The sequence below is a fragment of the Microcoleus sp. N9_A2 genome (assembly GCF_036701775.1).
GTDB lineage: Bacteria > Cyanobacteriota > Cyanobacteriia > Cyanobacteriales > Microcoleaceae > Microcoleus.
Genome location: NZ_JAUBRH010000097.1, coordinates 1 through 15,469, shown reverse-complemented (window position 1 = coordinate 15,469; position 15,469 = coordinate 1). Strand labels below are relative to the sequence as shown.

The 15,469-nt window shown below is 47.9% G+C and carries 12 protein-coding genes; 9 read left to right on the top strand and 3 right to left on the bottom strand.

The window, feature by feature from the left end; translation table 11 throughout:
- Positions 1-95: 95 nt before the first annotated feature.
- Positions 96-503, top strand: coding sequence for a hypothetical protein (locus QUA44_RS29005; RefSeq protein ID WP_190739383.1), 408 nt, complete (start codon positions 96-98; stop codon positions 501-503).
- Between the two features lie 4 nt (positions 504-507).
- Here the strand turns inward: QUA44_RS29005 and QUA44_RS29000 are convergent, their stop codons facing one another.
- Positions 508-1,422: a sulfotransferase domain-containing protein gene (locus QUA44_RS29000; RefSeq protein ID WP_333310069.1), complete on the bottom strand. Its 915-nt coding sequence runs from the start codon at positions 1,420-1,422 to the stop codon at positions 508-510.
- A gap of 424 nt (positions 1,423-1,846) precedes the next feature.
- Here QUA44_RS29000 and hpsA point away from each other — a divergent pair, with 424 nt between their 5' ends.
- The 4 genes from hpsA (at position 1,847) to QUA44_RS28980 (ending at position 9,211) form a co-directional block, all read left to right on the top strand.
- Positions 1,847-6,757 carry a hormogonium polysaccharide biosynthesis protein HpsA gene (hpsA, locus tag QUA44_RS28995; RefSeq protein ID WP_333256971.1) on the top strand — a complete coding sequence of 1,637 codons (4,911 nt, stop codon included), beginning with the start codon at positions 1,847-1,849 and terminating at the stop codon, positions 6,755-6,757.
- A 32-nt stretch (positions 6,758-6,789) separates the two neighbouring features.
- Positions 6,790-7,392, top strand: coding sequence for a prepilin-type N-terminal cleavage/methylation domain-containing protein (locus tag QUA44_RS28990; RefSeq protein WP_333256968.1), 603 nt, complete (start codon positions 6,790-6,792; stop codon positions 7,390-7,392).
- Positions 7,393-7,455: 63 nt separating this feature from the next.
- Positions 7,456-8,526 (top strand): hormogonium polysaccharide secretion pseudopilin HpsC, encoded by a 1,071-nt coding sequence (gene hpsC, locus QUA44_RS28985; protein WP_333256965.1) that lies wholly within the window; start codon positions 7,456-7,458, stop codon positions 8,524-8,526.
- Between the two features lie 58 nt (positions 8,527-8,584).
- Positions 8,585-9,211: a prepilin-type N-terminal cleavage/methylation domain-containing protein gene (locus QUA44_RS28980; RefSeq protein WP_333256962.1), complete on the top strand. Its 627-nt coding sequence runs from the start codon at positions 8,585-8,587 to the stop codon at positions 9,209-9,211.
- 313 nt (positions 9,212-9,524) lie between these two features.
- Here the strand turns inward: QUA44_RS28980 and QUA44_RS28975 are convergent, their stop codons facing one another.
- On the bottom strand, positions 9,525-10,313 hold the full coding sequence (locus QUA44_RS28975) for a cobalt-precorrin-6A reductase (RefSeq protein ID WP_333256959.1): 789 nt from the start codon (positions 10,311-10,313) through the stop codon (positions 9,525-9,527).
- An 81-nt stretch (positions 10,314-10,394) separates the two neighbouring features.
- On the opposite strand from QUA44_RS28975, the gene QUA44_RS28970 reads away from it, so the two are divergent.
- On the top strand, positions 10,395-11,213 hold the full coding sequence (locus QUA44_RS28970) for a tetratricopeptide repeat protein (RefSeq protein WP_333256956.1): 819 nt from the start codon (positions 10,395-10,397) through the stop codon (positions 11,211-11,213).
- 71 nt (positions 11,214-11,284) lie between these two features.
- On the opposite strand, the gene QUA44_RS28965 is transcribed toward QUA44_RS28970, so the two are convergent.
- Positions 11,285-12,073, bottom strand: coding sequence for a TIGR01548 family HAD-type hydrolase (locus QUA44_RS28965; RefSeq protein ID WP_333256953.1), 789 nt, complete (start codon positions 12,071-12,073; stop codon positions 11,285-11,287).
- A 177-nt stretch (positions 12,074-12,250) separates the two neighbouring features.
- Between QUA44_RS28965 and QUA44_RS28960 the strand changes: the two genes are divergently transcribed.
- The 3 genes from QUA44_RS28960 to QUA44_RS28950 all read left to right on the top strand — a co-directional run bounded on the left by QUA44_RS28960 (position 12,251) and on the right by QUA44_RS28950 (position 15,320).
- Positions 12,251-12,562: a 30S ribosomal protein PSRP-3 gene (locus tag QUA44_RS28960; RefSeq protein ID WP_333056906.1), complete on the top strand. Its 312-nt coding sequence runs from the start codon at positions 12,251-12,253 to the stop codon at positions 12,560-12,562.
- Between the two features lie 379 nt (positions 12,563-12,941).
- Complete coding sequence (locus QUA44_RS28955) at positions 12,942-14,015, top strand: class I SAM-dependent methyltransferase (RefSeq protein ID WP_333256950.1); 1,074 nt, start codon at positions 12,942-12,944, stop codon at positions 14,013-14,015.
- Between the two features lie 429 nt (positions 14,016-14,444).
- A complete protein-coding gene (locus tag QUA44_RS28950; RefSeq protein WP_333256947.1) occupies positions 14,445-15,320 on the top strand; it encodes a Mo-dependent nitrogenase C-terminal domain-containing protein in 876 nt (291 codons plus the stop codon).
- Positions 15,321-15,469: the final 149 nt, after the last annotated feature.

Here is a 15,469-nt window from a genome sequence, read left to right as displayed (position 1 = left end):
TTTGATGGCAGCATCAACGAGCAAATCGACTGATTGATCCAAGAATCCCCGCGCCTTCAAGGCCGGGGAGTGTCAATACTGCACGGAGACCAATAATGATGACTAACTCGAATTACCGACTGCTACCTGCCAGAGATGAGTATGTCCAAGTGTCTATCTATCTCAATCGGGTGCATTTGGACGGATATACGCCCGATCGCGCGATCGCACAATTGATCGAAATGGGTTATGCTCCTACTTTGCAATATCAGTGGAATCCAAAACGAAATGAGTTTGATTTATTTGCTCTGATTCACGATCGCCCGATCGCCGATTCACTGATGGATAAACAGGCTTGTGATGCTCTCTGGGCTGCTTTTAACCAATCTTCGCTTTACGTGATTGGTTGCGAGGCGGCGCAAAATTCTAACTGGCTAGCGGCACGCAGCTTTAATGATCCGCGCCGTCACGCTACGCCGGAGGAAATCGAGCCTCTGGAAGCAAATGCTACGGCCGCTGCTTAATATTTTAATCCCAGCCGAAGTCTCGATCGCACATTTCGGCTAGTCTTTGGTTGTGCGATCGAAAATATGTTCTCAATTGCTCGTATACTGTCTCGCTGATGGGGGGATATTGGGTGGCGTTGTATTTTTCGTAGGTTTGTAGTTGGTGCGGCGGCAATTCTAGAAATTTTAAGACGCTGTTGTATGTGCCGAAGGGATTGGTATATAAGTCTTCGCTTTTGAGGATTAAAAGTTGTGATTTGGGAAAAAGTTTCATCCAGGCTGGGAGTTGATCTGCGTAAATGCCGCGGGTTAGATAACTGTGGTGTTGGTGTTCGTAACTGTAGTAGTTTGGGTTGGCTAGGAGTTTTTCTATTTCGCCTTGGAGTCTTTCGGGTTCTGCGGCGATCGCACTTTCTAATGATAGGGATTCGTAGCCTATTTTGATATAGTAATAATAGTGGGAAATTGCGCGTTCTACTGGGTTTCTCAGCAGGGCGATTATTTTAACTTTCGGGCATAAATCGTGGATTCGTTGCGGAACTTGGGGGTGACAGATGTAGTAGGGGCTGGCTTCTCCGGTTAGTAGATTTTCGCTTGTTTGGGGCTGGGGAAATTGGGCATAGTACCAGTCTGGGCTTTTGTCGAATTTTAAGTCGAAGTAATGGATTTCTTTTTGGGCGGCGGGGGCGATTTGGGGATGTTGGATTAGGTAATTGTACAGAGATGTTGTGCCGCCTTTTTGGGCACCGATGATGATGAAGTCGGGGGGTTTGGGAGTTTGTTTCATGGGTGGGGTGGTAGGTTTATATTTGGCACTTGTACTGACAGTGCGCCGGGGTAAAACGAAAATTCGATCGCACTTTGAGGTATCATGGAAATTCGATCGCACTTTGAGGCATCGCGGAAATTCGATCGCCCAATTTAGATTTGATCGCACCGATACGCCTAACCACAATTCGATCGCCCACTCTACATTCTAGATTCCGGTGGTTGAAACCGAGCCTACACAAACAAAGCCGGTCTGGGCGGGCTGGGAAATACGTCGGATAAGATCGCGATCACTGTTTTGGGGTGATCTAATTCACTCTCAATCTTGGTACTGACATTTCTATTTAACTAGATTAGAGTGGAGTTAGGGAACTCTCATCCTTGCTGGGAAAATCTTTCTCTGAAAAATATATTATCGGCGGTGGTTTTGGTTGCGGGTTTGTGGGTTTTATTTTTCAGCCAAAGTACAGATTGAAATTTGTGCAAGAGGCTGATATGCAAGTTGCAAAAAATGGGAACAATAAAGATGGGATTGTACTGTCGAGCAGTAACTACCTGCAATACCATCTCTGAAATTATTCAGGAAGGCGTCAATGTTTAAGAGCAAATTATCCAAAGTTATCGTATCCCTGCTGCGGCGGATTGCTGGTGTTACCAGATCCGGGGCCAAGCGGCTGATGAGAGCAATGCTGCAAGCGCTGATGGCTATGGGCCGCAGGGCTAAACTACCGATGGCGGGGTTTGTGCTGCCGACGGTGACGATGGTGTTGCTGGTAGTGATATTGTTGACTGTGGCGATTACGCTGCGATCGTTCGATCGGGCTAATACGGCGCGTAACGTGCGCGTGAACCAGCAGGTGCTGGCGGCCGCCACTCCCGCGCTTGATCGGGCGAAAGCAAAAATTCAGTTCCTGCTGCAGGAAGACCCGCAAAGACCGACAGCTACTCCCTCCGACAATGAAATGTACCGGATCATATCGTCTTACTTAGAACCCTCAACTCCTACAAACCCAGATTTGTATACATTTGGGGACGAAAAGCGCCTAAAACTTAAATTTGACCTTGACGGTACACCAACATCTCCAGACCTTAAAGTTACCGATCCAGGCTTTAATCTCGAAACAAACGAATCAATAAATACGGCTTGGAGATATCCCGTCGATACGGATAAAGACGGCGTGGACGATACTTATACAATCTACGGCATATTCTTTCGCTCTCCACCGCGTGACACTAACGGCAATTTCACAAGAGCGAGAAAGCCGTTAGAAGCAAGAACACCTCCAATGTCTGGAGGCTCGCTCAAAAAAGGGTGCGAGGCTGCCGCTGGTACTAGCGCTAGTTTGGTCGGGGACTCCGGTTGGTACAAAATAGATGGCAGGCTCAAAAAAAGTTTTTTTGTTTACACAGTCAATGTGCCGATTGCGGGAATATTCAAAGGCACCCCTAGCGTTTCAGCTTTAGAATACCAGCAAGACCAAAGTCGCATTCCCCTGAGCAATAATGCGGTTGTGTATGAAGATGATTTGGAAATATCTCCCGGTCCCTCGTTAAGGCTCAACGGGCGGATGATCACAAATAGTAATCTGCTCGTGACGGTTACGAGGGATAACGAACAATTAAATTTATATCAAGTTAGCAGCAAGGATTCCTGTTTCTACGAACCAGAAAACAGCAAAATAATTGTGGGTGGCAATGTCGTCAACGGCTGGTCGGGAAGTACCGGTCCCACAATTCCAGTGCCAGTACACCTGTTCAAAAAAGGTGATAGTCCAGACTATCCAAAAACAAACCTAACAATTAATCAGCCCACAAATAGATCTACAAGCAATAGCTCTTTAGACGTAATATATAACAACCAAGCTTTCGCCGATCGCATCGCGGCTTTAGTAAGGGAACGGATCGGACCAGTCGGGAGTGAAACCGATCCCCTTACCGATCCAATTTCAGTCCAAAACGCCCAACTAGACGTCGCAGGCTCTCCGGGACAGACACGGGAACAAGCGCTGGAAGAGTATTTTAAGCAGAGGACTCGGAAAGTTCCCTTTGCTGAAGTGGAATTTGGCAAGGACGGAACTCAAGGCCAGACTAATAACTTGGTTGATTCAGGGGGGCCGGGTTTACGACCTAAACTTGCATGGGCAGATCCACAGAGCATATCCCAATTAAGTCTCACAGCCGAGCAACTAGAAGCACAAAACCCTGAGCCTTCACCCGAAGAAGAAACATACATCGGTGATCGAGTAGTAGTGGGTAACAACTTGCCTTCCCTACTTTGGGACAACACCAAAAACCAATTTGTCAGCGCATCGCAAACATTAGGAAAGTGGACAGATGACGGTACTGACCGCACACGATCGTCCCAGGTGACTAAGCTCTCTGACGTGGGGGCCACAGACCGCGACGGTTTTTGGGAAAAAGCATCAGCCCAAATACCTAAAACTCCCCTTGACGGTATAGGTGGTCTGCGGATAATTACCAGTGCAGGAGTTTACGAGCGCAAAAATTCCTTCCTACCGCCGCCTCGCTGGATAGATCCTGTTGACGGTACAGCGAAAATCGGTTCAGCCGATACTTACGATGACCCGAACATTGCGGGCCAGCAGCTATACCCTGTCGTCTGGCCTGACTCGATGCCGATGTCGCCGCTCGGGCCTGGATCGAAAGTATATGACAATAGTATTTCTCCTGGTGGTTGGATTGACTGGCCAACACCAGCAGACACAAACGGTAAGGATCTACCGGCCGCAGTATTACCAACCATTGACCCCAACACGCTCAAGTTTGCCAAAGGCGATTTGCGGATGCGCGCATCGGCAGTTTATCACTATGCAAACAGCGGCTACAAGCAAGGTGACACTCCTCAACAAATCCCATTTGCCTGCGTCAGCAGTTACTACGACCCCAGTACCGCACTGACAGCGAGAAATATAACTGGACTGGCTGATGTCAGCGGAGATCTAACTCCTCCAGTAGAACCCCGCCCTGCAATTACAAAAATCGGTTCTCACAACGGTATAGTCTACGAGTTCCCAGGACGACCAGATATTGCGGGACTAGGACCTGCTCCCGCTAACGGCTTGTTGACCGGTGGCGACCCCAGTTATACCGCGCAAGCCAACTACGTCTTCCCTGACGGTAGGTTTGCCAACAAGCCTTTGAGAGAGGCGCTGCTAAAAGCTAAAGACGATCGCAATTTAGAAGACTTAGCAGCGATCGACTCTACTGCTTGCGCTTTGAATATTTTGCAGAATCCCGCTCTTAGCACTAAAATTCCTGCTGGAGCTATTCAGGAAGTAGCATTTTTGAATGCTAGAGAAATCAGGGCAATAGACGCCGACAATACCACCACGGCGGCGGTAAATGAAGAATTTACGCTGAGCAGTCCTTGGCCTACGACTACTCCCCCTACTGCTCCCGCTGCAATATTGACAGGGAATTACAACCTGCCGATCGAAGAACGGCAGCCCCTAGAAATTCGAGCGACTCAGTTGAATATAGAGGAACTGCGGGGGCAAGAATTTACTGGAACTAACGGGCCAGCGCCGGCAAAAGAGTATTTACTGCCAAACAGCGGGATTATTTATGCCAGTCGGGATGACGCGCTCCCCGATCGCAGTGCTCGAAGTAATGATGAAAATAGGGATAAATTAGTCAGTCCCACAGACTCTCTGCTCGACCCCACCCGCAAGCCGAACGGGATTGTAGTCATCAAGGGTGAAAAGCTATTCCGTGGCAAACCTGGTCCCGTAATACCAAATCCATATACAGTGGCAGATGTGGTTAGGGAAAAAGGTCTGACTTTGGTATCTAATTTGCCAGTTTATATCAAAGGAGAATTTAACAAACACAGTCAACAAGAGTTCGTGACACCTTTAACAGACAATTGGAGTAATTTTTATGGGAATCGTGGCATTCTCAATCCTAATTTTGCTTGTCGCGCAGGCGACCCCAGACTTAAGGATTGTACCACTGGTGATAATTGGCGTCCCGCAACGGTACTAGCAGATGCTGTCACTCTGCTTTCAGGAAACTACCGCTTTGGCTTCCGCAACGAAGGGGATTTTGACCTCAGAAATAATGCGGGCGCTGCTGCTGTACTACCTCGGAGACAACAAGGTTTTTATCACAACAATTTTGTTACTAACGGTCTCACTAGCGGGGCATTCTCAAGTGACGGCAAGTTGTTCTCGGGTACGGGTACAGCACTCATAGATTCTGCCTATGCAAACCCCACGCTGAATAGTTCTTACTTCAACAACTTTGTCACCCCTGTTCAAAGGCGCGGCAATTTCTCACATTATTTGATGGAAACTTGCATCAAACTGCCGGTTTCTGAATGTACCGCTCCCACGGATTGGGTAGTCAATCCTATTCCGACGGCCGGGGCGGTAAAAACAGCAGCAGAGGCAGTTGCTACGCCTTCGCTTTACAACGCCACTACCCGTCTAACTGTGTTTCAAGCCGGAACAACTGTTGACCCTCCGATTCCTGCATTACAGCGATTCCCCCGTCGCGTTGCATTCCCAAGAGCTACTAACGGGACTTTGAGTGGAGGAGCAACTCCACAGCCTTACGGCATTAATAGCGGAACAGTCGCTTCGGGTCCTGGGGAACTAAAACCTAATTCTCTGTGGTTCGCGACAACAGCAACACCAACTGGTACTTCTGTAAATTACGGTCAGGCTTCATTACCGTTTGTGGTCAACAGAAATGTGAACGACTGGAACGGTACAACTCGGCTGCCAGTTTTATCAACAACTGCCACATTCCAGCCGCTGCTAATGCCAGTCTTACAGCTCCAAACGGTGGCACCGGCCGCAGCCTCCGCAGCTCCACCAGAGGTGGATCTGCAAGCGAAAGCAACTGGGTGGATACCGAGAGCTAAAGAGACAGCTTTCCATCTAATCGTAGGAGCCGGGGACATTCCTTCCCGAACTCTTGGCGTTACTGCTACTACTGGTGACACGAACGGCGGTCTGCAAAATTTGCCCCGCTTTTTGGAAAGCTGGCAAATCAACGGTGTGGATACTCCAACCAACATCAAGGGTTCTTTCATCCAACTAAATCGTAGCGCCTACAGCACGAGTCCTTATCTGCCAATTCTGCCACCGAATGCTCCTTCCATGCTCGCTGCGGCTACTACCCTGAAAAGTTTGTTCCAGCCAACGCTACCAGCAATTACTTACACAGCTCCAAGGATAAGACTCGGGGCAGGATCATTCGCAACAGGATATAGAACTGAGAGTGGAGCTCGCCTTCCCTATTTCATCCCACCAAAACGGGATTGGGGTTTCGATGTAGGCTTGCTATCTCAGTCGCCTGACTTGTTTACCCAAAGATTTACCACTCCTCCCAGAAAGACTCAGCCGGATGAGTATTTCCGGGAAGTCGGTCGCGATGACAAGTGGGTACAAACTTTGATGTGTGCTGAAGTTGCAGCCACCGGCGATCCCGCTGTGGATGCTCCTTTCAAACCAAGTGTGTGTCCTCCTCCGGCCTAAATTTCTGCCTCGCAATTACTGGAGTTCTACTTATGACTAAGCACAAACAACAGCAAAATTTACCCCAGTCGCGAGACGCCGGCTACACGATTATCGAGTCATTGGTAGCAATGATTGTAGTTTCGGTGCTGATGATCGCGATCGCCCCTGTGATGGCCTTCTCAGTAGCGACTCGCGTACAAGCGCGGCGGGTGGAACTGGCGACGCAGGCGGCGAGAACTTACATCGACGCTCTCAGGACGGGGGCGATTAAACCGACAGATGGGGAGTTTCCCGCATCAGATGCTGCTGCTATTCCTGCTGCTCCTGGATCTGTTAACAATTTGTACTGCGTTGACTTGGATGAAAATCCTGGTTGTACTGGGAACAAAGATTTTCGTGTTCAGGGTGTGCGGCAATCATCTGTAAGTGCTACTAATCTAGAGGCGAAAAAAGCGGGCTACGGTTTGATTGTGCGGGTTTACAGAGCCGATGCGACTGGCACTTTGACACCTACAGGTCAATCTATAGTGGGAGCTGGACTTGGAAATTCCAAGGCACCATTGGTAGTAATGAATACAGAAATTCCTCCTGCCCCAGAAGGCGGGGCTTCATCCTATCGATCCATTTGTGCTCGAACCGAGGGCTGTAATTAACGCTCGCAGGAACTTCGATCAAATTAAAATCGCTCCCCCCATTTGACAAAGGAAAAAGTCAAAATGAAAACTTTACTCAGGTTGCTTCTAAAAACTCAGTACCCGCGAAACCGCTCTGGCCCAGCTCAAACAGACAAGGGCATGACTCTGGTCGAGCTATTAGTCGGAGCAATTATGGCGTTTATAATCATTACGCCGATGCTCGGTTTTGTCGTCGATATGCTGAATACCGACAGGAGGGAACAAGTCAAGTCAAATACCGAGCAAGACCTTCAAGCCGCCGTTGATTTCATCGCCCAAGATTTGAGTCAAGCTATTTATATTTACAACGGCAAAGAAGTCGTTGATATCAAAGCTAAACTTCCTGCTCCTCCTCAAAATACTACTGGTACTCCAATTCTAGTATTCTGGAAGCGACAGCAGATTAAAAATGCTATTCCTCTGAGTGCTGGCTTAAAGCCCAGTGACTGCAAGGTTCCAGGCCAAACTGGGGGAACAATTGAATGTAACGACACCTATGTACGATCGTTAGTTGCCTACTACCAGATTAAAGAAACTGCTTCTAATTCTATTTGGTGTCAGCCTTCAGGAACAGATTGTCCTACCCGTATAGAACGCTATGAAATTAAGGATGGAGTGCAAAACCCTTACGCGCCGCCGAGCGATCCTGATTTCCCTTACTACGCAAAAACTGATACTCCCACAAGCTCTCATAAAGATGAAGCTTTTAATAGAGCTTTTGATTTTAGCGACCCTACAAAAGACGTGACACTTATTACAGGGGGAGTGCCTATTGTAAATTCTGAAGTTCTGGTTAATTACATCGACCACAGCCCCAAGCAACTTGATATGGCGGAGTGTCAAAAGGCTCTCGGCACTCCCCAAACTAAAATAGGGTTAGCGGCAGCGACAGATGTTCCAGAAGGGACTCTAAAAGTAACTGATTCAGCCTCACCGCCTACAAATAGCTTTTACGCTTGTGTTGATAATGCTCGCAACTTAGCCCGAGTAACTATCAGAGGAAATAGCCTCCGCCGCATTCAAACTGATTCTGCTGATTATGATGCCAAGAAAGCGGCATATTTCCCGACAGCAAGCGTGCAAGTGCAAGGTCTAGGCGCGCGCGGACAGTAACTGATGTCTGAAACACATTTCCGAATCCCCGCCAGCCGATAAACAATAGGAGAGTACCATGAAAACGCCACCAATATTATTAAAACTTTTGCATAACTCGGCTGCCAAGCCCAGCCATAATTTCAACAAAACTGCATCCAGAAAAGCCGATGGAGGATTCACCCTTCTAGAAGTGCTGGCGACAGTGTTGGTATTAGGTATATTAAGTTCGATCGCCGCTCCGAGTTGGCTGGCATTTATCAACAGACAAAGAGTTCGCACAGTGAACGATCGCGTTTTCCAATCATTACGACTAGCACAAAGCGAAGCAAAGCGAACTAAGAGCACTGTCACAGTTACATTCAATCCTACAGACCCCCCAACAGTTACGTTTACCCCCCCACTAGCTACCGGTGGTAGTACACAGACGTTAAATGCTGGAGGCGAAATTAAACCCGGCACTATTGCACTTTTAACGAATGCAACTGGTTCTGTTGTTGATGCTGATCTTCCTCTCAACTCGATCATTTTTGACTATCAGGGCAATGTAAAAAAATTACCAAGTACAAATCCTGCAATTCCGGGGCGATTTGTGGTATCAGTTTCTACTGTTAACGGTGGTGCTAAGCAGTGCGCGATTGTAGAAACTATCATAGGAGGAATGAGAACGGCTGAAGGAAATGATCCCGTAACTGGGTGCCCCTAATAGCTTTCAATAAATTTAATTTTAATCTCTAACACCAATTCCGCATAAGTTCTGAATTGCTAAAATCTATTAACTTAAATTATTTTATATTTCAAATCCTATTAAAACTGTCAAAATATGCAGCTAGAACTAAAACAAATAATCATCCAGCCAGGAAATCAACTATTACTCAAAGACCTAACCTGGCCGATGTTTGAAACCCTACTAATATCATTTCCGGTTACACCGGAATGATGTTGACTGTTGACGCCGTGAACAGTCAACCGTCAACAGTCAACTCGAATTTACTATTCCGATGCTAACGAATTTGGTATCATAACTGCTTAACTAACCAAGCGATCGCCCCTTCAACATCAGCAACCTGCTCAACATCGGCAATCGGCGGCCGCTGCACCATCACCACCGGAATTCCCAGTTCCCTAGCCGCAACAATTTTCGCATAAGTAGCACCGCCCCCGCTGTTTTTACTAACAATCGTATCAATCTGATATTCTAATAGTAATTGACGCTCATCTTCCAAAGAAAAAGGCCCCCTTGCTAACAACAATTTACCATTAGGAATAGGAGAATTGAGTGCCGGAGGATCGATCGCCCGAATCAAAAACCAAATAGCATCCAAACCAGCAAAAGCAGCCAATTCCTGCCTACCAATCGTCAGAAACACCCGCTGAGACTGCCCTAATAAAGCCCTTGCAGCCTCCGAGTGGCTGGCAACATCAATCCAGCGATCGCCCTCCACCCTCTCCCAAGCAGGACGCACCAGCATCAAAAAGGGCACATTACATTCAGCAGCAGCAACAGCAGCATTAGCAGAAATCTGAGCCGCAAACGGATGAGTAGCATCGATTAAGAAGTCGATCGGGCGATCGTCTCCGTTGGCGTAGCCCCCGTAGGGGCGGGCTGCGCTAACGAGCAAAAACGCCGCCAGCCCAGCCGCCCCACCAAACCCCCCAATTCGCACCGTACCCGTTTTTGGGGTAAAAGGCTGTTGAGTGCGTCCTGCTAGCGAAGAAACCACCTCTATTTCAGCAATTTGAGACACTCTTACCGCCAATTCAGCAGCATCCCCCGTCCCCCCCAAAATTAGCAAGCGTTTTTTCACCAAATTACTCCTAACTTATCCAAGCAACGCCCGCAATTTCGGTTAATAATATGTTTAATAAAGTTTAAACCGCCAACAAAGATGATTCGCTCACTTTTCACATTTTTTACAGTATTAATTGTAACCGGGTTAGCATGGTTGGGAAATATCGCCCCCGTTGCCGCACAAGTACAACCAACAGATATCGCCGATCCCCAACAGGAATTGGGAGAACTCGTTCAAAAAGCTTTTGAAGCTACAAATGAAGGCAAATTTCCCGCCGCTGAAACTTTTTGGACTCAAATAATTGACAAATTTCCCTCACAAGCCGCCGCTTGGAGCAACCGAGGCAACTCTAGAGTCAGCCAAAACAAACTACAAGCCGCTATTTCAGACTACCAAAGAGCGATCGAACTAGCACCCGACGCCCCCGATCCCTACCTAAACCGCGGCACCGCCTTAGAAGGTTTAGGACGCTGGCAAGAAGCGATCGCCGACTACAATCATGTACTAGAATTAGACTCCCAAGATCCAGCCGCCTACAACAACCGAGGCAACGCCGAAGCCGGTTTAGGAGAATGGGAACAAGCAATTGCCGACTACAGCAAAGCCTTTGAATTAGCCCCCGAATACGCCTTTGCCCGCGCCAACCACGCCCTCGCACTTTATCAAAACGGGCAAACCAAAGAAGCCATTCGCAACATGAAAAACATCGTCCGCAGATACCCCCAATTTGCCGACATGAGAGCCGCCCTCAGCGCCTGTCTTTGGGAGGCAGGACAGCGCGGGGAAGCTGAGAGCAATTGGGTAGCAGCCATCGGCCTCGACTCCCGCTACAAAGACCTCGATTGGGTTGCCAATAACCGCCGCTGGCCACCAGTTGTAGTCACTGCATTAGAGAAATTTTTGCACTTGAAATAATCTCAAAGGAAAAGTTGGCGGTTGTCATTGGTTATTGGTTATTTCGATAACTGAGAACTGATAACTGACAACTAACAATTAACTAATTCTCGAATCCGCGCAGCCGTCAACTCTTCGACATTCCTGAAAACCGCTGCTGCACCAGCCCTTTTCAGCGCTGCAGCATAAGCATCGCAGCGCACAGCATCATCCAAAACATGAGGTGGCAAAATTCCCATCCCCAGCCAAACCCGATTTGGTTGCACTTCCCGCGCCTTCACCACTGTGTAAATATCGGCAACAGTATCTCCCGCGTAAATCACGGGCAAATTTTTGTCTAAACCGTGCAGGTTTTCCAACTGTTCAATTGCCGCGAAAAGTCCAGCCGGATCGGGTTTTCCCGGTGCATCTTCCATCGCCACCAACACCGGGGAATTTAAACTCAGTTTCCCTGACAAAACATAAGCAGCTTCATCCCGCATCGCCCCGCTAAAAAAGCCCCAAACAATGCCCCCAACTGTTAAATTTTCCAGGTAAGCCGGACTTAACAACAGCGGTTCGTCGCAAATGTAACCAGTCCAATTTTTCTCATCGGGCCCGCGATAGCGACTTTGGAAAAAAGCCACTAATTCGTCATAGTCGATCGCGAGTTCGTTTCTCGATCGCCCGATCGCCTCAAAATAACGGCAAACTAACTCAAAAGACGCCTGCCAGTCATTATTCCACACTCCCTCAGACTTCAGAGAGTCGATATCGAGAGAATTCGGGCGAAAAGCACCCGCCGTGAAATGTTCCACCGCATCGGCGATCGCCCGCCGGTAAGAACCGGACACATCCCGCACCACACCATCAATGTCGAAGACTACAATAACTCTGTTCACAACTTAACTCTCCTTGTACCTAGGGCGCGTGAGAACCCAAATTTTATCTGTTCCCAGTCCCTGAGTGGCGCTAAAACCAGCCGCGCCACAAAACTTTTCATAGCCGATGACCAATTATCGAACAGAGTGTGCTACGCTTAGCGATTGTAGAAATTTTTAACAAGTTCGATCGGAACCCTGGAGGTTTGCTTGTCCAAGTTCATCTTAAAAGTTCTCTGGCTAGAAGAGAATGTTGCCCTCGCCGTTGACCAAGTTGTCGGCAAAGGAACTAGCCCGCTGACATCCTACTTTTTCTGGCCCCGCAAAGATGCGTGGGAAGACCTCAAAAACGAACTCGAAGCCAAACACTGGATTGCTGATAACGATCGTGTCGAAATCCTCAACCAAGCCACAGAAGTCATCAACTACTGGCAAGAGGAAGGCAGACGGCGCCCGATGACTGAAGCGCAGTCAAAGTTCCCCCTAGTGACTTTTACCGGCAGCAACTAAGCCCAGCTTTAATTTGCTACCCATATAAATTGCCTGTGATGGCTGACAAGGGGAAGGAGAGAGGGGAGAAGGCGAGAGGATTTGACGCTTTTTCCACCTCGCCGTAAAAAATCCAATTTAAATGCGCTACAGTCGCTCAAAATACTAACTCGAATTTTCAGACCTAATCTGATTTTGGGCTTGGTAGATTTGAGATTATAAATTTAAGATTTATCCAAAACAAAGCTCTAAGTAGATAAGGGCAAAAACATCGTATCTACAAGACACTATTGTTTTTTACTAACAACTGACAACTAACAACTGACAACTGTCAACTGACAACTGTCAACTGACAACTGTCAACTGTCAACCTGTCAACTGTCAACTGTCAACTGAACTTATGGGCGCCGAAAGTACGATCGACCAGACCGAACAGCTACCGCTGGTAGTAAATCCCGACATTCTCCAGCAAGCTATCCTCTACAAAATTAATACTCGCATAAACGCTCGCGGAGAATTAGTTTTCCCCTGCGTACCGGGAATGCTAAGCCACTATCTCAAGTCGATAGAAAAGCTATTTAGCACTCTCGACAGACCCCTCCCAGAAGACCGCAAAGACGAACTCAGCAAGCTTTTAGCCACCAAGTTAGAACAAGGCTACCGCACCTCCACAGCATCAATGTTGATTCTGCAATACGAATCAGTGCAGCCGCCACAAACCGGTTTAGCTTGCAAAGTGATTGTTACTAGCTCAACAGTTGGAGAACAGTACAAAAGCTGGGTAGACACCAGAGAACCTCCGCTTTTCGGCTCTCATCCCGATGCAAAATTGATGGCAACGGCTGCTAAATTGGGCACACCCGATCGAGTGCGGATTTTGGACGTGGGGGCTGGTACCGGCCGTAATACCTTGCCCCTGGCGAGATTGGGCTATTCTGTAGATGCGATCGAACTAGCTCCAGCTTTTGCAGAACAATTGAAAGCAGCAGTAACAGCCGAAAACCTTCCCGTGAGTGTTACTGAAGGCGATGTGCTCGACCCCTTAATGCGGATGAAACCGGCCCGCTATCAGTTGGCAGTTGCCGCCGAAGTCATCTCACATTTTCGAGACAGCGATCAAGTACGGCTTTTCCTCGCTAAAATGTGCGATTCCCTGTGTCCCGGAGGCCTGTTGCTGTTCAGCACATTTTTAACCGTCGGCGACTACCAGCCGGATGCCCTCGTGCGACAAGTTGCCCAACTCTCCTGGTCTACTTTATTTACACCCCAAGAACTCGCCACCGCAATGGAAGGGTTGCCCTTAGTCCAAATATCCGACGAATTGGTGTTTGAATATGAACGCCACCACCTGCCGGAAGGAGCCTGGCCACCGACGCCCTGGTTTCCCAGTTGGGCTACCGGTCGAGATGTCTTCCCGATGGCAAACGGACGCCCGCCAATGGAATTGCGCTGGATTTTGTGCCGCCGAAGTTAAAAATTTTTGTCATTTCTAGGCGGACACAGCAATCAAAACTGTTAACCGGCAGTAACAGTTTCCTCAGAAATTTTTATTTCAACAGCTTAAATCCGGCTCGCTGTTAATATTGCCCAGCCTGGACACAAAAATTTACAAAAATATATATTAAAATGTAAAGAGAGCGAAGTTTGATCGCCCCTGCGTGAGAAACCCGGTTTCTGATTAGATCCTCTGTTGCAAACCTTTGATTTCTTGCGAAAAATTGGGTCGATCGGGCCAATCGCCTCTGAGTAAAATTCGATGTAAAATTCGATCGCCATCTCGATCGGTGCAACTACAGTTAAGATGAATCAGAGAAACCTATTCCTCTAGATAGATGAGATTTTAGGGGAAGAGGATTAGCTAATGTATTAGCTCGCTAGTCAGCGATGCTCCTGAGAACAAAATATGCTTTTAACACGTCCACTACAAGCGTTTGGAGCAATCTTCAGGCACAAACCTTCAACAAATAGAGCGATCGAGCAAAAAAGCAGTAAAAATTATTTAGGAGGGAATATTTCTCCCGATCCAAACCAACAACTTGACTGGTATATCCAACTGGAAATGCTAATGAGTAACGCGAAATCGAACTGTACCAATGAAGAGATTACCGCTTGGCTACGCGGATTGCTGACAATTGCTTGGGCAGACGGCAACTTAGACGAAAACGAGCAAAAAATGATTGCGAATCTAACTCAGGATGAATTACATCCGGTATCTTTTGAGGCAGGTTTTGAACCCATTGCCGCAGAGGAACTAGCTGCTGTGTTAGGGAAAGGCACCGCCAACGGCGAGAATTTTTTGAGAACAGCAGTCATGGTAGCCTTAGCAGACGGTACGTACTCGCTCAGCGAAGACGAGGTACTGTACAAGTTTTGCACAGCTTTGGGTCACAACGTGGAGGCGATCGAATCTCTGCGACACACCATCGAAGACAGCAGGTACGCGCCGCAGGGGCCCAGCAGCCAAACAACCGTTGATTATGTCGCAACACCGCTTTCTGCGCGGCCACGTCAACCTAACCAGAAAAATGTCTTGCAACCCGTCAAAGACTGGCTTGACGGCTGGGAAGTTCACGATCCCAGAGTCGCACATTTCGTCTGCAAAATGATTCCGTCGCAATGTCCGTTTGAGCGAGATGTCGTATTGTTCGGGCGCAAAATCGTCCACATTCCGGCGATGTGCCAGATTAACCCGCTTTACGAACAATTGGTGGGGATGCGCTTTCGAGCTCTGTGCTATTTGGCAGATGATTGTAAGGAAGATGTATCGTCATATTGTTAGCAGTCAGTTGTCAGTTGTGATTGGTCAGTTGTGATTGGTCAGTTGTGATTGGTCATTAGTCATTGGTGATTCTTTTGACACTCCTCGCGCTAAAGCGACGAGGATTCTTAAGACCATATTTTCTGTCTTAAAGGCGCTGACAAAGTGCC